Origin of the sequence: Bradyrhizobium aeschynomenes, from assembly GCF_013178945.1 — a bacterium.
GTDB classification, from domain to species: Bacteria; Pseudomonadota; Alphaproteobacteria; order Rhizobiales; family Xanthobacteraceae; genus Bradyrhizobium; species Bradyrhizobium aeschynomenes.
This window is the reverse complement of the sequence record NZ_JABFDM010000003.1, coordinates 782,272-800,623: the sequence shown is the minus strand read 5'-3', so window position 1 is coordinate 800,623 and position 18,352 is coordinate 782,272. Positions and strand designations below refer to the sequence as shown.

Genomic DNA, 18,352 nt, shown 5'->3' with positions numbered 1-18,352 from the left:
TGGGATAACAGCACGCACGGCGACGCTCGCTGCACGCCTCTCCCCGCGTGCGGGGAGAGGCCGGATTGCATCGAGAGATGCAATCCGGGTGAGGGGGCTCTCCGCAGGGCCGGTGCGCGTGGCTACCCCTCACCCCAACCCTCTCCCCATGAAGGACGGGGAGAGGGAGCGCACCATCCGTCGCGGCGACCAGCTTCATCTGATTTGACAGGAGTAGATGCGCAGCAGGTTGACCTCGTATCCTCCTCCCCTCAAACGATCTTGATCGACATGTCCGGCAGGCCCTCGAGCTTGCACAGCAGCACGTCACCCTTGACCACCGGGCCGACATTTTCCGGCGTGCCGGAATAGATGATATCGCCCGCCTTCAATTCGAACGCTTCCGACAGTTTCGCAATCTGCTCGGCGACGCTCCAGATCATCTTGGTGAGATCGGAGTTCTGCCGGACCGTGCCGTTGACCGCGAGCGAGATCGCGCCCTTGGTGAAATGGCCGACCTTCGCCACCGGATGGATCGGTCCGAGTACGGCGGCATGATCGAAACTCTTGCCGATCTCCCACGGCTTCTTCTCGGCGGCCATCCCGTTCTGCAGGTCGCGCCGCGTCATGTCGAGGCCGAGCGCATAGCCATAGACGTGATCGAGCGCCTGCTCGGCGGGGATGTTGGTGCCGCCGGATTTGAGCGCCGCGACCAGCTCGACCTCGTGGTGATAGTTCTTGGTCAGCGAGGGATAAGGATGATCGGCCACCTCGCCGACCGCAACGTTCTGAATCGCGTCGGTCGGCTTCTGGAAGAAAAACGGCGGTTCGCGATTCGGATCGGAGCCGCGCTCGATCGCATGCGCCGCGTAGTTGCGGCCGATGCAATAGATGCGCCGCACCGGGAACACGCCTTGCTCGCCGACGATCGGAATCGTGGTCGCCGGCACGGCGAAGATCGGCTTCGGTCCCGCCTGTGCGGCAGCCGGGCGTGTCTCCGCCATGATCGCGGCCGCCGCAGCCATGCTGCCGGCGCCAGCGAGAAGATTGCGGCGTGAGGTGGGTGCCATCTGGGTTCCTCCTGGATTCAGCCGTTGAGACCGGCCGAAATGATCATGATGAAGCGCCCGCTTTGGCGCCCGCGAACGACTAAGCATATCCAGTATGCCAGCGCCACCGGGGCGCGCAGGCGTCATTGCTCTCGCGGCGCAACACGCGCCCGAAGGGATGATCGGGACCCTCACTTACAACGCGAGGGCGCAGGGAAGGCCGGACCTCGACTGAGGCCCGTGGCCCGCCTGCGAAAAAAATGCAGGCGGCAGGTACCACAGGTCCAGCCGGACAGACCCGGCCCTCCCTGCGCGATGGCTTTACGGCTTACTCCGCGCTCTCCCCAGGGACCGGCTGTCTTGCCCCTGTCATCCGCACCATCGTCGGCGCGAACTTGATCTCAGCACCGGGAGACCAGGACCACACGGCTTGACCGTGCGCATCGAACCGTTCGTCGGCGCGATTGCTCACGCTGCGGCCCGACACGCCCATCGCATCCCGCATCAACGCTCGTGACGACCGCGATACGCCCCTTGATCGAGACGGGATCGGTGCATACAACCATGATTTCTGTAAAAAAGAAAGATCTATTTTCCGGGTTACCGGGATTTTTTTCGGTAAATCGGCAGATTGGCCGCTGACGAGCGCGGTTGACGGAGGTGGCCGTGATGCCCGCAGGTTGGGCGAACGGGCGCACAAAGGGCGGCTGCGTACCCTCCGTCCATCAGGCGAAACCCGGCCGCATCGTGGTCACGCGCGCGAAGCAGCCGGTGATAGACGCGGACAGACTTGCAAGCACGCCTTTGCCTGCTCTACCTCTCGAACGTGGCGACCTGATCCGACTTTAGCCGGGAGAAGCGGAAGTTGCAGTGGCTCGCCCCACCGGCGAGAGTCTGGGTCCGTTCAAGACGGATGCCGCGCGCCGCATAGGCAACGAAGTCCAGCCCGCAGATGTTCGGCAGAATGTCCAGATCGCCATGACTGGCTGCGAACTTGCAGAAGCCGCAGGCCTTGTAGTCGATCCCGAATTCGAACCCGTCCCCAGGGGCGGGCTCGACGAAATCGTAGACGAAGTCACCGGGGAATTCACTTCGGTGGCTTTCCGAGGCGCTCAACGCCGCCTGGTCGCGGAGCAATCGCTGGTTCTCCGGCGACATGAAAGACCGTCCCGCGGCGAGACGGTCTGCTTCAGGCTCGGCGAGGAGTTGCGCATTGTAGACCTCCTGTTCGATGTCGCCGATCACTGCGGGTTTCAGCCCGTGTCGCCGAAGCACCCGGCTCATCGCCACGAATCCGATCAGCCGCATGAAGAAGTCGCTCATGCGGCTCGCAACGCCGCCGACATACGGCATCTGAGCGAGCACGATGTCGAATTCCTGCATGATCTCGTCGCTGATTGTGTCGAGGTCCAACAATCCGGCCCGCGCGCGCAACAGGGGGCGGGAAAGCGTGACACGTTGGCGCATAGCCGATTGCATGGCGCTGCGCTGTGTCTGGTAGAATGGATGGATATCGGGCATCGAACACCTCTTCGAAGACTGTGCTGCGACGCCTGCCGTTCCAGGGCCGCGGACTTGCACGCAAATCGTAGACGGGAGCATGCGCGCGTTTCAAACCAGAGTTTCTGCCCCTCAGCGATAGAAAATCTATTGCAAGCGCATGTGGCAGCCGTGCCAGAGTATGAAACAATGACCTACAGCCTTCCTCCCTTGAACGCGCTCCGTGCCTTCGAGGCCGCGGCGAGACATCTCAGCTTCAAGCTGGCGGCACATGAGCTGCACGTGACACCCGCCGCTGTCGGGCAGCATGTGAAGGCCCTGGAGCTACGCCTCGGCGTGCGCCTGTTCGCGCGGCTGCACAAGCAACTCGTGCTGACCGCAGATGGGCAGGCCTATCTGGTCGGAATCTCCGATGGCTTTCGCCGCATTGCAGATGCGACCTTGCAACTCAAGCCTCGATGCGCCGTACTGCTGCAGGTGGGCGTGCCTGAGAACTTCGAGTTGCGACGCCTCGACCTGGAGAATTTCCGCAGCACCCATCCGGACATTGGTCTACGCATCTTGCAGCCTGCCGGCTTGCGTGAGTTGGTCGAAGGGAAGGTCGATGCGCTGATCGGCCGCGGGTTGGGCAGCCATCCAGGCTATCACTGCGACAGGATCGACAAAGGCACGGGGGTGGGAGACTGGCTCATGGCACCTGAGGGCACGGCGGAGTGCCCGGAAGTCATGAGCCTGCGCGACTGGTTGCGCTCCCGATCGGCTGGGGCCCTGCGCACGGAACGGCGCCGATCAGGGGAGATCGGTCTCTCTCGGCGTTGAAGCATCGCTCGCGCCGTCGCATTCCATATCGCAGAGCTGCCGCCAATGATGCACCGTTAGCGGCGTCCTGATCGTCGTTCATTTGCCGTTCGGCCACGATGATCCATTGTTCGTCAGACATGCGGCCGAGTCGGATGGAACCCGACGCCTCCTGAGAGGTTGCTCCGCAGTTCCATGCAGCAAAGCGAGTACAAGTTGAACCGCCGTCAGTTCATTCAATCTGCGGCTGCGATACCGGTCGCCGCATCACTCGTGCGGAGCGCGGCAGCCGCAGCGCCAGCTGCTCAGCCGTTCAATGCAGCCTATGTGCGCGATCTCGCGCGCAATCTCGCCGCCAAGCCATATGCCGCGCCGGACAATCAGCTTCCGGACGCTCTGGCCAAACTCGACTACGACGCCTATCGCTCGATCCGCTTCCTGCCGGATCACGCGCTGTGGCGCGGCGAGAACTTGCCGTTTCAGGCGCAGTTCTTCCATCGCGGGTCGATCTACAAGGACCGCGTCGACATCTACGAGGTCGCGGACGGACAGGCCAAGCCCGTGCCCTATCGCCCCGAGGACTTCGCGTTCGGTCCGGGGGTGGCCGCGTTTCCGGCGGCGGATCTCGGCTTTGCCGGCTTTCGCATTCACGCACCGATGAACCGGCCCGACTATTACGACGAAGTCTGCGTGTTCCTGGGCGCGAGCTATTTCCGCGCCGTGTCCAAGGGCGAGCTCTACGGGCTGTCCGCGCGCGGGCTGTCGATCGACACCGGCGAAGCGAAGGGCGAGGAGTTTCCGGTCTTCAAGGCGTTCTGGCTGGAGAAGCCGACGGGCGGCGCCACCGCGATGGTCGTGCATGCGCTGCTCGACAGCAAGAGCGCCACCGGCTCGTACCGGTTCACCATCCGTCCAGGCGAAACCACCGTGTTCGACGTCGAAGCCTCGCTCTATCCCCGCGTCGAGATCGGCCACGCCGGACTGGCGCCGATGACCAGCATGTTCTTCTTCGGTCCGAACGACCGCAATGAGGCCGACGACTTCCGGCCCGCGGTGCACGATTCCGACGGACTTGCGATATTCAACGGCAAGGGCGAGCAGCTCTGGCGACCGCTGAGCAATCCGCGCGACCTCCAGGTCAGCGTCTTCAACGATCTCAATCCGCGCGGCTTCGGCCTGATGCAGCGGGAACGAAAATACACCGCCTACCAGGATCTCGAGTCGCATTTCGAGCAGCGGCCGAGCCTGTGGATCGAGCCGATCGGCGACTGGGGCGAAGGCAGCGTGGTGCTGTTCGAGATCCCGACCAAGCAAGAGATCCACGACAACATCGCCGCATTCTGGCGGCCGAAGACGCCGCTCGCCGCCAAGGGCGAGCACAACATGACCTATCGGCTGCATTGGGGGCCGGATAGACCGAAGCCACATGCGCTGGCGCGCTTCACGCGCACCGGCGTCGGCGCCCGCGGCGAAGGCCGGCTGTTCGTGCTCGAGCTGGAGGGCGACGCCTTGAAGGGCATCGATCCGGCGACGGTCAAGGGCATGGTCAGCGCGGCGAAGTCCGAGGTGACGAACATCGTAGCGCAGCCCAATCCCGAAACGGGAGGCTGGCGGCTCAGCTTCCAATGCGCGGTCAGCGACGCTCCGGTCGAGCTCAGGGCGGAACTGGTCGCCAACGACAAGCTCATCTCAGAGAGCTGGATCTATCGATGGACGCCATGACCGCCACCCAGCTGCGACGATCCGATCAGGCCGCGGGTTCGGGCTTTCTCCCGGCCGAGGCGCCGCTCGCGATGGTGCCGAAGCCGCTCAACGATCGCGCGCCCCCCAGGCGCGATGTCACGAGCGGACCGCGCATCGCCTTCCGTCGCAGTCTCGTGTTTCTTGGTACCGCCGCCCTGACGCTTGCGGGCTGCACCAAGATGTATGAGGTCGTCGAGGTTGGCGGCGTAACGGTGCTCGAGAGTCTGGTGCTCGTGCTGTTCTCGATCCTGCTCGCCTGGATCGCATTTGCCTTCGTGTCGGCGCTGGCCGGCTTCGGCGCGATGTTCGCACGGCGGCGCGACACGATCGCGATCGACGTCGACGGTCCCCTGCCCGCCCTCGCAAGCCGTACGGCGATGCTGCTGCCGACCTACAACGAGGATCCGCACGCGGTGATGGTGCGGCTGCGGGCCATGATCGAGTCGGTCGCCGAGACCGGCCAGGCCGAGCGCTTCGACTGGTTCCTGCTCAGCGACACCACGGATCCGGACATCTGGATCGGCGAGGAGGCAGCGTTCCTGGCTTTGCGCCAAGTCTGCAGCGGTGCCCGCGTGTTCTACCGGCACCGCGCGGACAATACCGCCCGCAAGGCCGGCAACATTGCCGAATGGGTCCAGCGCTTCGGCGCCGCCTATGACCACATGCTCATCCTCGATGCGGACAGCCTGATGAGCGGCGCGACCGTGGTGCGGCTGGCTCATGCCATGGAGCATGCACCTCAGGCGGCGCTGATCCAGACCCTGCCCGTGATCGTCAACGGCACCAGCCTGTTCGCGCGGCTGCAGCAATTCGCCGGGCGGCTCTACGGACCGCTCATCGCAGCCGGCAATGCCTGGTGGTACGGCTCCGAGGGCAACTACTGGGGCCACAATGCGATCATCCGCGTCGAAGCATTCGCGCAGGACGCGGCGCTACCGGAGTTGCGCGGGCGGAAGCCGTTCGGCGGCCATATTCTCAGCCACGACTTCATCGAGGCCGCGCTGATGCGCCGGGCCGGTTGGGGCATCTACATGACCGTCGACCTCGACGGCAGCTACGAGGAGGTGCCGCCCTCGTTGATCGACCATGCCGCGCGCGACCGGCGCTGGTGCCAGGGCAATCTGCAGCATCTGGCGGTGCTGCCGGCACTCGGCCTGCATTGGGTATCGCGGCTGCATCTGTTGATCGGCATCGGCGCCTATGTGACCGCACCGCTGTGGTTCGCCTTCCTCGTGCTCGGCATCCTCATTTCGCTGCAGGCCAACTTCGTCCGCCCCGAATACTTCCCCAAGGGCTTTGCACTGTTTCCGACCTGGCCGGCCCAGGATCCCGTGCTCGCCGCCCAGGTCTTCGCCGCGACGCTCGGCCTGCTGATGATTCCGAAGCTGCTCGCCTGTGTCGCGACGCTGTTCCGCCGTCACAGGCGCCGCGGCTTCGGCGGCGGGTTGCGGCTATGCGCTGCCGTGCTCGCCGAAACGGTGCTTGCAGCGTTGATCGCACCTTCGATGATGATCTTCCAGTCGATCGCGGTGATCGAGATCCTGCTCGGCCGCGACGCAGGCTGGCAGGTGCAGCGGCGCAGCGACGGCGGGGTCAGCCGGCGGGAGATCTATCGCAAGTTCGCGCTGCCGACGCTGTGCGGTCTCGCGATGGCCGCCAGCGCCTATGCGGTGTCGTTACCTCTGCTGGCGTGGATGTCGCCGGTGATCGCCGGCCTCGTGCTGTCGATTCCGATCGGCCTCATCACCGGCGGACGCAGCACCGGCGCGGGCCTGTTCACCACGCCCGAGGACCGCTCTCCTCCCCCGGTCCTGGTCCGCGCCCGACAGCTTGCGGATGAGCCGGAGCCGCGCCGCGCCCCCGCGCTGGTCGCGCTGCAGCGGAATGCCGAACTGCGACGGCAGCACGTCGACGCTCTGCCTGCAATGCCGCGGCGCAAGCCGGGCGACATCAATGTCGAGCTGGCGACGGCAAAAGCCCGGATTGCCGACGCGACCAGCTTCGACGAGGCGACAGGCTTCCTCTCCCGCCGAGAAACGCTCGCCGTGCTCAACGACCGCGCGACGCTGGAACGGCTGGTTACGCTGCCTGCCGCAAAGGCATGAGCTCCGCCCTACTTCGTCAGATGCGCCGAGGCGATGGCCTGCTGGAACAGCGCCGTCAGCGCCGTGCCGATGCTGCCGCTCGAATCGACCTCGTAGTAGTAGCCGGGGCTGGCGCAGGACTTCATGATGCCGCCGATCGAGTCGCGCCACGGAGCGATGTAGGTCGTGTACCAGCTGTTGTTGGTGATCGCGAGATAGGTGGTGTAGAGCACCGCGATCTTGATGCCGCGGGCCTTCAGCGCAGTGCAGGTCGTGATGTTGAGCGGCTCCTGGCAGCGTCCGCCGGACAGCACGGTCTTGCTGCACGTGGTCGGATAGGAATAATCCGCGACGCCGTCGGAGACGAAGAACAGCCATTTCTGCGGCTTCGATGACGAGCCGTCGCCCTGGGTCGGGATCACCCCGTTCATGGCCGACATGGTGCCGTCGAAATCGGTGCACATGTCGTTGTTGTAGCCGTTATAGGGAATCGTCATCAGGTCGAGCGAGCCGACCGACGACTTCACCGAGGACATGCTCGAGGACAGGCTGGCGATGGTCGTCAGCCCCAGCGAGCCGCAATCGCTGCCCAGGCTGTAGACCGCCATCCGGTACTGATTGCTGACGACCTGGCTGGCGGTCGCAGTGTCCGTCAGCGACTGGGTCGCGGACCTCACGACGTCGATCCGCATCGTCACGCCCTTGTTCTTGGCGATCTGGTAATAGCTGTTGGTCTGCAGCGTCTTCTTCGAGCTCGACGTATAGGTGTCGTGGCAGGCGAAGGCGCATTTGTCGGAGGTCGCGTTCTGCAGCTTGGTCATGTCGGCCGTGGTCGCGCCGAGCCCCTGCGACGGCGAATTGTCGACCAGCACGTAGAAGTCCATATAGGTCGGGAACGAGGCCGAGGCCGACGAGGACGTGGAGATCGTCATGGTCGGATATCCGAACATGTACATGAACACGGTCTTCACCACCACGTTGGCGGTTCCCGTCACGGTTCGCGCGGTCACGCTGTCGGCGATGTCGATGGTCAGCGCGTTCGATGACAGGTTATGCGCCGACATCTGGCCGTTGAACATGTTGGTCGCTGCCGTCTTGGCGTCCGACGCGCTGCCGCGCATCGCCGTATAGCCGGTCGCCGCCAGCATGGCGGCGTCGAGCGAGGCGGCGAGCTTGGCCTTGGCCCGCACGGCCATCGAATAGTCGATGGCCGAACCGACGAAGGCCAGGATCGGCAGCAGCGCCAGCGCGAAGATGATGGCGATATTACCGCTGTCGTTGCGCTGGAACCGCGACAGAAGCGTGAGGTACTGATGTCCGGCCGACAAGGCTCAAAACTCCGACAAACAAGATCCGTTGCGGACGATGTTGCGGATCAACCGTTGCGTTGGAATTGATGGAATTGCAGAGAGTCGGTTACATCCCGTTTCCGATTGTCCTAAACGGTGCCTTCGCACCATCGCCCCCCGCATGACTGACATGCAGCGGCCCCCGCGAGGCCCCTTCGGGGCGTGAGCGGTGATGGATGCGACGGCTCCAGCGCGCCTCCGATTGGGACGGCGCCCCTCCTCTGGTACCCCGATTGCAAAGTGGCGGCGTGGATAGCATAGTCCGCGCGTTTTTCGGCGCCCGACGCGCTGATTCTCGAGGGGGTTTTGGGGACGACGATGGCAGATGCCGATCTTGATGCCGTGATCCGGCAACTGGCCAAGCAGCAGAACAAGACCATTCTGGCGGCCGCCAAGAAGCGCCGGGACCGTTTCAACGGCATGGCGGTCAAGGCAAAGGACAAGGACGCCAAGGAGCGCTTCAAGATGCTCGCCCGTGAGGCGGTCGAGCAGGCCAATGCCGCCGCGCGCCGGCTGCTGATCTCGGCCGACAACGTTGCCGACAGCTATGCCCGCGCGATGCGGCAGGCCGCCGCGGCCGAGCTGCCCAAGGTCCCCGACAAGAAGGCGCCGGAGAAGAAGGCCGACAAGCCGTCCGATGCCGCGCCGGCCAAGCCGCCCCGCGGCAAGGCGAGCAAGACGCCTCCCGCGAAGACCGGGCCGAAGAAGCCTGCCAAGACGAAGGCCTGAGCTGACCCCCGAACGTGAGCCGGGCGACGAGCTCCCACACCGGTCAGCGCCTCGTCGTCTGATCTCGGAACGTGCCGCACCACGCGTGGCACGGCGAAAATTCGCGCGTTCATAGCAACCATCGTCGCGGCTCAGACTTGCTCCGGAGGTCTTGGTGACGCGGAGATGGGAATGAAGGCGCTGGTCTGGCATGGCAAAGAGGACATCCGCTGCGACACGGTCAGCGATCCCGAGATCGAGCATCCGCGTGACGCGGTCATCAAGGTGACGAGCTGCGCGATCTGCGGCTCGGACCTGCATCTGTTCCACAACTACATCCCGGCGATGATGCCGGGCGACATCATGGGCCACGAGACCATGGGCGAGGTCGTCGAGGTCGGCTCCGGCGTTAACGGCAAGCTCAAGAAGGGCGACCGCATCGTCGTGCCGTTTACGATCATCTGCGGCGAGTGCGAGCAGTGCAAGCGCGGCAATTTCTCGGTCTGCGAGACCACCAACCGCAACAAGCATCTCGCCGAGAAGGTGTTCGGCCATACCACGGCGGGCCTGTTCGGCTACACGCATCTGACCGGCGGCTATCCGGGCGGCCAGGCCGAATATCTGCGCGTGCCTTATGCCGACGCCACCCACATCAAGGTGCCCGATGGCATGACGGACGAGCAGGCGCTTTTCCTCAGCGACATCTTCCCGACCGGCTGGCAGGGCGCGGCGCAATGCGACATCGAGCCCGACGATACGGTCGCGGTGTGGGGCTGCGGCCCGGTCGGACAGATGGCGATCCGCAGCGCCATCCTGCTCGGGGCCAAGCAGGTGGTCGCGATCGACCGCATCCCGGAGCGGCTGGCAATGGCCGAGGCCGGCGGCGCCATCACCATCAACTTCGACAAGGAGAGCGTGGTCGAAAGGCTGAACGAGCTGACCGACAACAAGGGCCCGGAGAAATGCATCGATTGCGTCGGCTTCGAGAGCCATATCAGCATGGCGCAGCCCGACAGCGTGCTCGATCGCGCCAAGCAGATGTTCATGCTCGAGAACGACCGTCCGCACGCGTTGCGCGAGATCATCTATGTCTGCCGGCCCGGCGGCATCGTCTCGATCCCCGGCGTCTATAGCGGCTTCTCGGACATGGTGCCGATGGGCGCGCTGATGAACAAGGGGCTGACGATCCGCACCGGCCAGACCCACGTCAACCGCTGGACCGAGGATCTGAAGCAGCGCATCGCCGAAGGCCAGATCGACCCGTCCTTCGTCATCACCCACACCGTGCCGCTGGCGCAGGGCCCCGAGATGTATCGCGCGTTCCGCGACAAGCAGGACAGCTGCGTCAAGGTCGTGTTGAAGCCGTAAGGGAAGCGCAAAGCATGTTTCATTTTTCCAATCTCGTCAGGTCCAAGGGCGACCCGAAGATCATCGCGACCGGCCCGAGCTCGCTGACTGCGGCCGACCGGCTGGCCCGTGGCCTCGGCTGGTTCTCGATCGCGCTGGGCACGCTGGAACTGCTGGCGCCGCATCGGGTGACGCGCGCGCTCGGCATGGAGGGCCGCGAGGGCCTGGTCCGCGCCTATGGCGTCCGCGAGCTGCTCACCGGCGTCATGACGCTGTCGGTCGAGAAGAAGGCCGGCCTGTGGAGCCGCGTAGCCGGCGACGGGCTCGACATGGCGACGCTGCTCGGCGAGGTCAGGCCGAGCAACCCGCGCGTCGGCACCGTCATGGCTGCGCTGGTGATGGTCGGCGGCATCACGGTGCTGGACTATCTCGCAGCGCAGGACGTCGCACGGCAGCACGATGCGCGGCGCGGCCGCAAGCGGCTCTACTTCGATCGCAGCGGCTTCCCAAAGGGCGTCACAGCTGCGCGCGGCGCGGCAGCACTGCCGCGTCCGACGAGCACCCCCGCGGCAACCTGAGCTGGCCTTGCAGCTAAGGCTTCAGGGCGACCGTGAACAGGCGGAAACCCGCGATCTTCGGAAACGCCTCGGCGGCTTCCGGCGAGGCCAGTGCGACCACGGCCGCGTTCACCTCGCCGTTGCTGAGCCGGGTGATCGCGGTCGCCTGCCCTTCAAGCAGCAGCACCTCTGATGCACCGGCGGCATTCATGGCCGTCGTGATCCTCGCATTGGATTTGGCATAACGTTCATCGATCGCGATCACCTTGCCGCTGAGATCGGCCAGGCCGCGCACGGTCGGACGTGCCAGCACCACGGCCACGAGATGGCTGTCGGCAGGCCCCTCCGGGACACGCAGCGCGGTCATGCGCTCGGCCAGCTCGGCCGCCACCGTGACCGCTGCGACCATGACCTCGCTCTGGACCTTGCCCGGGGCGGGCGGGGTATCCTTCGCGGGCGACGGAATCTTGACGACCGGCGCGGAGGCGCCGTCGGCCGGCGGGACCGGCTCGGGTGACGACTTGTCGGAAGGTGACTTGTCGGAGAATGATCTGGGCGCCGGCGCGGCGGGCGGCTTTTCAGGCGGCCTTGCGGCGGCGACCTGCGGAGGCAAGCGTCGCTTGGCCGCGCGGGCGTGCTTGCGTTGCAGGGCCGCACGACGCGCAACGGCGGACGTCCTCTTCGCTTTGACCACCTTCTCGGAGGGCGCCAGCGACGCCGGCTGACCGGCGGCAGGATTGTCCGCGCAGGCGTTGCCGCTCAGATCCACGCAAGGCGCCGCGACCTGCGGCATGACCGGACGGCTGCATCCTGCCAGAGCCAAGACTGATACGACGGCCAACGCGCCAATACAAAGCGCTCTCACTTTCCCGCTCCTGACGACTCTCCTGCGCGCCCCACGCGCCCCTCGTTGGCCTCCTATTTCCACGGAGATGCGTTAAACTCAGGCTTAAGCGCCGGTCCGGGCCGGTGGTCTCAGCGCGGCGTGGTTAATGTCCAGCGCATGAAACGGCAGCATCGGCCGAGCCGGTTCTTCGTAGCGCGATCAAACAAGTCGCGGGGAACAGCAGCCGGACCGAGCGCGATCTATGGTAGTGTTTGCACGGCATAGAAAGGCGGGGGCGAGCGGATGTACTTCTCCAGAACGGCGTCGGCCGCGTGCGTCGGCATGGGGCTCTGCCTCGGAACCGCGAGCGCCGACACCATCGCCCGCTACGACTGCACGATCGTCGGCACGATGGGCCTCGAGCCGATCGGCGACCGTCCCGGTCACATGCTGGTCAGCTTCCAATATTCGTGCATCGGCACCGACGGGTTGATGAAGGGGGCGACCTACACCGCCAACGTCGCCTCCGAATGGGAGAACCAGAAGGGCCGATATCTGTACGGCGCCGGCATTCATCGCAGCACGGACGGCTATGCCGTGGCCGTGCTGAGCGAAGGTACGGGCTCGGTGGTGATGAAGGACGGCACGCCGGCCATCTCCGAGGCGACCGGCAAGGTCGTGTTCAGGCTGGCCTCGGGGCGTTTCGCGGAGCTCGCCGGACGCACGGTGAATTTCACCGCGCGGCTGGTCGGGCCTGGGCACCTCGTCTACGAGTTGGCGGATTGACCGGCGCGCGCTCCTGCGAAGGCGGCACGAATTTCCGTTGATCGGATCAGCGCACGCCGCCATGTTGGATCGCCTGCTGTCGGGGCGGAACGATCCACCGCCGCCGATGTTTCTCGAACTTGCGAAGGATGCTCCATGGCCAAGACAGACCCCGCTGCCGGCAAGCCGATCGCCAACGCCGCGCTCGCCAACATTCCGCGGCTGATCACGGCCTATTATGCGCTCAAGCCCGACCCGCACGAGCCGACTCAGCGCGTCGCGTTCGGCACCTCGGGCCATCGCGGCTCGTCGCTCAAGACCGGCTTCAACGAGAACCACATTCTCGCCACCACGCAGGCACTCTGCGACTACCGGCGCCAGCAGGGCCTCGACGGCCCGCTGTTCGTCGGCATCGACACCCATGCGCTGGCAGAGCCGGCGCTCGCCAGCGCGCTCGAGGTGTTCGGCGCCAACGGCGTCGAGGTGATGGTCGACAAGGACGGCGGCTACACGCCGACGCCGGTGATCTCCCACGCCATCATCTCCTACAACAAGGGCCGCACGGCGCATCTCGCCGACGGCGTTGTCATCACGCCGTCACATAACCCCCCGGAGGACGGGGGCTACAAATACAATCCGCCGCATGGCGGTCCGGCCGACACCGACGCGACCGCCGAGATCGAGCGGCAGGCCAATGTCTATCTGGCCAACGATCTCGATGGCGTGTCGCGCATCAGCTACGGCCAAGCGAAGCAGCGCGGCTCGGTGCATCCGTACGACTACATCACGCCCTATGTCGCGGACCTTGCCAACACAGTCGATCTCGATGCAGTGAAATCAGCCGGCATCAAGATCGGCATCGATCCGCTCGGCGGCGCCGCCATCGCGTATTGGGCGCCGATCATCGAGCGCTACGGCCTCAACGCCACGATCGTCAACGATGTCGTCGATCCGACCTTTCGCTTCATGACTGCAGATTGGGACGGCAAGATCCGCATGGATTGCTCATCGCCCTATGCGATGGCGAGCTTGATCGCGATGCGCGAGCGCTTCGACGTCGCCTTCGCCAACGACACCGACGCCGACCGCCATGGCATCGTGACGCGCACGGGCGGGCTGATGAACCCGAACCATTATCTGGCGACCGCGATCTCCTATCTGTTCGCGCACAGGCCGGATTGGCGCAGCGATGCCGCGATCGGCAAGACCATCGTGTCGAGCTCCCTGATCGATCGCGTCGCCCGGAAGCTCGGCCGCAAGCTGGTCGAGACGCCCGTCGGCTTTAAATGGTTCGTCGAGGGCCTCGGCACCGGCAGCTTCGGCTTCGCCGGCGAAGAGAGCGCGGGCGCCTCGTTCCTCAAGCGCGACGGCACGGTGTGGACCACCGACAAGGACGGCCTCATCCTCGGCCTGCTCGCCGCCGAGATCATGGCCAAGTGCGGCCGCGACCCAAGCGAGCTGTACAAGGAACTGACCTCGGAGCTCGGTGCTCCCGTCTATGAGCGCATCGACGTGCCGGCCTCGCCGCCGCAGAAGGCGGCGCTGAAGGCGCTGACGCCGGAGACGCTGAACCTCAAGGAGCTCGCCGGCGATCCCGTCCGCGTCGTGCACACCAAGGCGCCCGGCAACGGCCAGTCGTTCGGCGGCATCAAGGTCGAGACCGAATACGGCTGGTTTGCCGCGCGTCCCTCGGGCACCGAGGACGTCAACAAGCTCTACGCCGAAAGTTTTCGCGACGCCGAGCATCTCAAGCGCATCCAGAGCGAGGCGCAGGCCGCGCTGGCGAAGGTCGCGTAGCAACGGCCATCATGCGGGTTCGAAGCGTGTGTGACGACGTGCACATACGCTTCGGCCACGTTGCATCATGATCCCCGTCACAGGCTGCATCGGGCAGCCGAGATCACAGGGACCAACAATCATGAACCGTCTGATCGCTCTGCTTGCCGCCGCTGCCGCCCTCTCCGTCAGCCTGCTTGCGAGTTCGGCGACACCGTCGGCCGCGCTCGATCTCAGCTGGGTGAGCAACAAGCCGTATGTGAATTGCCTTACGAACGCGCACAAAGTGGCGATGACCTATCCGCCCGCGCAGCGTGGCTATTGGGACGACAAGCTGCGCCGGGCCTGCAACCGCGGCTATTATCCGAACCGCCCGGGCGTCCAATATTGATGGCCGCACAATGATGCGCGCGGCGCCTGACAAGCCGACGCGAAATGACCGGCCCGCACGGCAAGCGCCTTGCGGGCCTTGACATGTTGGATGGCCTCGCGCGGCCAACGCCGGTTGCGTTCCCGCCGTTTCCCTTTTTGCCGCGGTTCGGATATCGATGGGCGCACAAGGGATTAGACAGCCATCGGTGAGACCGGATGCGAAGCTCTTCGACTGCCTTGCGCGTCACCTTCAGCGCGCTTGCAACCTCGTTCATGCTGGTTGTCAGCGCCGCCGCGCAGATGGCGCCAGAGGCCACAGCACCGCGGCCGAAGCCCGCGCCGTCGATGCGGGCGGCAGCCTGCCATAACGGCCAGAGCTTCGACCGCTTTCTCGCCGAGCTGAAGCAGCGTGCGATCGCCGAGGGCGTGTCGCAGCGCGCGATCGCCGCCGCCTCGCCCTACCTCACCTATGATCAGGGCATCGTCAACCGCGACCGCGGCCAGCGCGTGTTCGGCCAGCTGTTCACCGAGTTCGCCGGCCGGATGGCGGCGGCCTACCGGATGCAGAACGGTCAGCAGCACATCAGGATGCACGCGGCCGCGTTCACGCGCGCCGAGAAGGAGTATGGCGTGCCGCCGGCGGTCATCGCCGCGTTCTGGGGCCTGGAGAGTGATTTCGGCGCCAACATGGGCAATCTGCCAGTGCTGCCCTCGCTGGTGTCGCTGGCCTATGACTGCCGCCGCAGCGAGCGTTTTCAAAGCGAGACGATCGCCGCGCTCAAGGTCATCGACCGCGGCGACCTCTCGCCGTCGGAGATGATCGGCTCCTGGGCCGGCGAGCTCGGCCAGACCCAGTTCCTGCCGACGCATTACGTCACCTACGCCGTCGACTATGACGGCGACGGCCGCCGCGACCTGCTGCGCAGCGCGCCCGACGTGATCGGCTCCACCGCGAACTACATCGCGACCGGGCTGAAGTGGCGCCGCGGCGAGCCGTGGCTGGAGGAGATCCGTGTGCCCCAGACGTTCCCGTGGGAGCAGGCCGATCTCACCGTCAAGGCGCCGCGCAGCAAATGGGCCGGCCTAGGGGTGACCTATGCCGACGGGCGGCCGCTGCCCAACGATGCGCTGGAAGCTTCCGTGCTGCTGCCGATGGGCCGCAACGGCCCGGCGTTCCTAGCCTACGCCAATTTCGCCGCCTACACCGAGTGGAACAACTCGCTGATCTATTCGACCACCGCCGCCTATCTCGCCACCCGCATCGCCGGCGCCGCGCCGATGCGCAAGCCGACTGCCCCGGTCGCGCAGCTGCCGTTCAACGAAATCAAGGAGCTGCAGACGCTGCTGGTGAAAGCCGGCTTCGATGTCGGCAAGGTGGACGGCGTGCTGGGCCAGCAAAGCCGCATCGCGGTCAAGACGATGCAGCTGCGGCTCGGTCTGCCCGCCGACTCCTGGCCGACGGCAGAGCTGCTGACGCGGATGCGGGCCGGCTCGCCGCGCGCGGCGGCCGCGACCTCGCCGAGGTGAATCGGACGACGGACGCAAAACCGCAAGAAGATGCAGTTGCATTCTCTTGGATGCCACCCCATCTCGGGAACACGCATCGTTTGCGCCGTCTCCTCCCTCAGCGAGAGCATCATGTCCTTCTACGATTCGACCGTGCCGGCCTACCTCCAGATCCTCGGCAGCCTGTCCGGCCTGCTCAGCAAGGCGGAGGCCCATTGCGAGGCCAAGAAGATTGCTCCGGAGGTGATGCTCGGCGCCCGGCTGTATCCGGACATGCTGCCGCTCTCCAGGCAGATCCAGCTCGCCTGCGACTTCGCCGCCAAGGGCTGCGCACGGCTGACGCACAGCGAGATCCCGAGCACTCCCGACACCGAGATGAGCTTTGCCGAGCTGCGCCAGCGGCTTGCCAAGACCATCGACTATCTGAAGACGTTCACGCCGGCGCAGTTCGAAGGTGCTGATAGCCGCGACGTGACCTTCCCGGCTGCGGGCGGCGTCAGCACGACGCTGAAGGGCCAGGACTTCGTCAACCGGGTCTCGTTTCCGAACTTCTATTTTCACGCCGCGATCGCGCACGGCATCCTGCGCCACAACGGGGTCGAGATCGGCAAGCGGGACTTCCTCGGCGTCGCCTGACGTGACCATCCCCCGTCCGTCGCCGGCCAAGCACGCATCGAACGGCTCGTGGCGCGTCTGCGTCCGGCAGGTACTTCACGGCATTGCGCCAGTCGCGGCCATGGACAATTGACCACCCCCTCCTCTCTCCTGGAAAGATCCCGATGAGCACATCGAAACTGTTCGAACCGTACGAGCTGGGTCCGATCACCCTGGCCAATCGCGTCGTGATGGCGCCGCTGACGCGCAACCGCGCCATCGAAGGCCTTGTCGCCGGCCCGCTGACGGCCACCTACTATGCCCAGCGCGCCAGCGCAGGGCTGTTGATCACCGAAGCGAGCCAGGTGTCGCAGCAGGGCCAGGGCTACCAGGACACGCCCGGCATCTATTCGAAGGAGCAGATCGCCGGCTGGCGCAAGGTGACCGACGCCGTGCACGCGAAGGGCGGCCGCATCTACGTCCAGCTCTGGCATGTCGGGCGCATCTCTCACGTCTCGCTGCAGCCGAATGGCGGCGCACCGGTTGCGCCCTCCGCCATCCCGGCCAAGACCAAGACCTTCGTCGGCGGCGCCTTCACCGACGTCTCGACACCACGCGCGCTGGAGCTGAGCGAAATTCCGGGCATCGTCGAGGCCTTCAAGCAGGCCGCACTCAACGCGATCGAAGCCGGCTTCGACGGCGTCGAGATCCATGGCGCCAACGGCTATCTCCTCGACCAGTTCGCCAAGGACGGCGCCAACAAGCGCACCGACGCCTATGGCGGATCGATCGAGAACCGGGCCCGGCTGATGCTCGAGGTTGCCAGGGCCGTCGCCGGTGCCATCGGCGCCGAGAAGACCGGCATCCGCCTGTCGCCGGTGACTCCCGCCAACGACATTTCGGATTCCAACCCGCAGGCCCTGTTCGACTACATCGTCGACCAGCTCAACGCACTCAACCTCGTCTACATCCACGTCATCGAGGGCGCCACCGGCGGGCCGCGCGACAATGCGCCATTCGACTACGCGTCGTTGCGCAAGCGCTTCAAGGGCACCTATATCGCCAACAATGGCTATGACCGCGCCCTCGCGGACAAGCAGCTCGACGCCGACTCCGCCGACCTGATCGCCTTCGGCAAGCCGTTCATCTCCAATCCCGATCTGGTCGAGCGCCTCAAGACCGGCGCCCCGCTCAACGAGCTGGACCGCGCCACGCTGTATGGCGGCGGCGAGAAGGGCTACACGGACTATCCGACGCTCGGCGCGGCGCAGGCGGCGGAGTAGTCAAGCTCTTGCGGATGGATAAAGCGCCGCCATCAGGCGGCGCGTGTCCCCTCCTGCGTCCACGCTGGCAGTGGTGGGCCCGGCGCAAGGCGAGACCGCGTCTGACGCGATATCTC

General features: G+C 65.5%; 16 protein-coding genes. 12 read left to right on the top strand and 4 right to left on the bottom strand.

The features are described 5' to 3' along the window. Positions 1-251: 251 nt before the first annotated feature. Both HL666_RS12715 and HL666_RS12710 read right to left on the bottom strand, forming a co-directional pair. Positions 252-1,049: a fumarylacetoacetate hydrolase family protein gene (locus tag HL666_RS12715; RefSeq protein WP_172114146.1), complete on the bottom strand. Its 798-nt coding sequence runs from the start codon at positions 1,047-1,049 to the stop codon at positions 252-254. A 792-nt stretch (positions 1,050-1,841) separates the two neighbouring features. After that, positions 1,842-2,549, bottom strand: coding sequence for an L-2-amino-thiazoline-4-carboxylic acid hydrolase (locus HL666_RS12710; protein WP_172181714.1), 708 nt, complete (start codon positions 2,547-2,549; stop codon positions 1,842-1,844). Positions 2,550-2,717: 168 nt separating this feature from the next. Here HL666_RS12710 and HL666_RS12705 point away from each other — a divergent pair, with 168 nt between their 5' ends. The 3 genes from HL666_RS12705 (at position 2,718) to mdoH (ending at position 7,174) form a co-directional block, all read left to right on the top strand. Beyond that, positions 2,718-3,347: a LysR family transcriptional regulator gene (locus HL666_RS12705; RefSeq protein ID WP_172181712.1), complete on the top strand. Its 630-nt coding sequence runs from the start codon at positions 2,718-2,720 to the stop codon at positions 3,345-3,347. A 195-nt stretch (positions 3,348-3,542) separates the two neighbouring features. Continuing rightward, the gene (locus HL666_RS12700) at positions 3,543-5,048 is read left to right on the top strand and encodes a glucan biosynthesis protein G (protein WP_172114143.1); all 1,506 of its coding nucleotides are present in this window, start codon (positions 3,543-3,545) and stop codon (positions 5,046-5,048) included. After that, entirely contained in the window at positions 5,036-7,174 is a 2,139-nt protein-coding gene (gene mdoH, locus HL666_RS12695; protein ID WP_172181710.1) for a glucans biosynthesis glucosyltransferase MdoH, read from the top strand. Before HL666_RS12700 ends, mdoH begins: the two co-directional genes overlap by 13 nt. Before the next feature lie 8 nt (positions 7,175-7,182). Here the strand turns inward: mdoH and HL666_RS12690 are convergent, their stop codons facing one another. Beyond that, complete coding sequence (locus tag HL666_RS12690; RefSeq protein WP_172181708.1) at positions 7,183-8,481, bottom strand: TadE/TadG family type IV pilus assembly protein; 1,299 nt, start codon at positions 8,479-8,481, stop codon at positions 7,183-7,185. A gap of 339 nt (positions 8,482-8,820) precedes the next feature. Here HL666_RS12690 and HL666_RS12685 point away from each other — a divergent pair, with 339 nt between their 5' ends. From HL666_RS12685 to HL666_RS12675, 3 genes are all read left to right on the top strand, one after another. Continuing rightward, positions 8,821-9,231, top strand: coding sequence for a hypothetical protein (locus tag HL666_RS12685; protein WP_172114140.1), 411 nt, complete (start codon positions 8,821-8,823; stop codon positions 9,229-9,231). Positions 9,232-9,402: 171 nt separating this feature from the next. Further along, complete coding sequence (locus HL666_RS12680) at positions 9,403-10,578, top strand: zinc-dependent alcohol dehydrogenase (protein ID WP_172114139.1); 1,176 nt, start codon at positions 9,403-9,405, stop codon at positions 10,576-10,578. A gap of 14 nt (positions 10,579-10,592) precedes the next feature. After that, entirely contained in the window at positions 10,593-11,135 is a 543-nt protein-coding gene (locus HL666_RS12675; RefSeq protein WP_172114138.1) for a hypothetical protein, read from the top strand. 13 nt (positions 11,136-11,148) lie between these two features. On the opposite strand, the gene HL666_RS12670 is transcribed toward HL666_RS12675, so the two are convergent. Then, on the bottom strand, positions 11,149-11,907 hold the full coding sequence (locus tag HL666_RS12670; RefSeq protein ID WP_246739337.1) for a hypothetical protein: 759 nt from the start codon (positions 11,905-11,907) through the stop codon (positions 11,149-11,151). 336 nt (positions 11,908-12,243) lie between these two features. On the opposite strand from HL666_RS12670, the gene HL666_RS12665 reads away from it, so the two are divergent. From HL666_RS12665 to HL666_RS12640, 6 genes are all read left to right on the top strand, one after another. Next, a complete protein-coding gene (locus tag HL666_RS12665) occupies positions 12,244-12,726 on the top strand; it encodes a hypothetical protein (RefSeq protein WP_246739336.1) in 483 nt (160 codons plus the stop codon). 135 nt (positions 12,727-12,861) lie between these two features. Continuing rightward, positions 12,862-14,502 (top strand): phosphoglucomutase (alpha-D-glucose-1,6-bisphosphate-dependent), encoded by a 1,641-nt coding sequence (gene pgm, locus HL666_RS12660; RefSeq protein ID WP_172181706.1) that lies wholly within the window; start codon positions 12,862-12,864, stop codon positions 14,500-14,502. Between the two features lie 121 nt (positions 14,503-14,623). Beyond that, positions 14,624-14,872: a hypothetical protein gene (locus HL666_RS12655; protein WP_172133565.1), complete on the top strand. Its 249-nt coding sequence runs from the start codon at positions 14,624-14,626 to the stop codon at positions 14,870-14,872. Between the two features lie 281 nt (positions 14,873-15,153). Beyond that, the gene (locus tag HL666_RS12650; protein WP_172181817.1) at positions 15,154-16,380 is read left to right on the top strand and encodes a lytic murein transglycosylase; all 1,227 of its coding nucleotides are present in this window, start codon (positions 15,154-15,156) and stop codon (positions 16,378-16,380) included. A gap of 111 nt (positions 16,381-16,491) precedes the next feature. Further along, positions 16,492-16,995 carry a DUF1993 domain-containing protein gene (locus HL666_RS12645; RefSeq protein WP_172181704.1) on the top strand — a complete coding sequence of 168 codons (504 nt, stop codon included), beginning with the start codon at positions 16,492-16,494 and terminating at the stop codon, positions 16,993-16,995. Positions 16,996-17,138: 143 nt separating this feature from the next. Continuing rightward, complete coding sequence (locus HL666_RS12640) at positions 17,139-18,236, top strand: alkene reductase (RefSeq protein ID WP_172133563.1); 1,098 nt, start codon at positions 17,139-17,141, stop codon at positions 18,234-18,236. Positions 18,237-18,352 lie beyond the last annotated feature (116 nt).

Bases quoted from the DNA above. Each gene is read 5' to 3' on its own strand.
- HL666_RS12670 (WP_246739337.1), bottom strand. From the start codon at position 11,907: ATGCCGCAGGTCGCGGCGCCTTGCGTGGATCTGAGCGGCAACGCCTGC.
- HL666_RS12655 (WP_172133565.1), top strand. From the start codon at position 14,624: ATGAACCGTCTGATCGCTCTGCTTGCCGCCGCTGCCGCCCTCTCCGTC.
- HL666_RS12665 (WP_246739336.1), top strand. From the start codon at position 12,244: ATGTACTTCTCCAGAACGGCGTCGGCCGCGTGCGTCGGCATGGGGCTC.
- HL666_RS12645 (WP_172181704.1), top strand. From the start codon at position 16,492: ATGTCCTTCTACGATTCGACCGTGCCGGCCTACCTCCAGATCCTCGGC.
- HL666_RS12640 (WP_172133563.1), top strand. From the start codon at position 17,139: ATGAGCACATCGAAACTGTTCGAACCGTACGAGCTGGGTCCGATCACC.
- HL666_RS12710 (WP_172181714.1), bottom strand. From the start codon at position 2,549: ATGCCCGATATCCATCCATTCTACCAGACACAGCGCAGCGCCATGCAA.
- HL666_RS12680 (WP_172114139.1), top strand. From the start codon at position 9,403: ATGAAGGCGCTGGTCTGGCATGGCAAAGAGGACATCCGCTGCGACACG.
- HL666_RS12705 (WP_172181712.1), top strand. From the start codon at position 2,718: ATGACCTACAGCCTTCCTCCCTTGAACGCGCTCCGTGCCTTCGAGGCC.
- mdoH (WP_172181710.1), top strand. From the start codon at position 5,036: ATGGACGCCATGACCGCCACCCAGCTGCGACGATCCGATCAGGCCGCG.
- HL666_RS12675 (WP_172114138.1), top strand. From the start codon at position 10,593: ATGTTTCATTTTTCCAATCTCGTCAGGTCCAAGGGCGACCCGAAGATC.
- HL666_RS12685 (WP_172114140.1), top strand. From the start codon at position 8,821: ATGGCAGATGCCGATCTTGATGCCGTGATCCGGCAACTGGCCAAGCAG.
- HL666_RS12715 (WP_172114146.1), bottom strand. From the start codon at position 1,049: ATGGCACCCACCTCACGCCGCAATCTTCTCGCTGGCGCCGGCAGCATG.
- HL666_RS12650 (WP_172181817.1), top strand. From the start codon at position 15,154: ATGGCGCCAGAGGCCACAGCACCGCGGCCGAAGCCCGCGCCGTCGATG.
- pgm (WP_172181706.1), top strand. From the start codon at position 12,862: ATGGCCAAGACAGACCCCGCTGCCGGCAAGCCGATCGCCAACGCCGCG.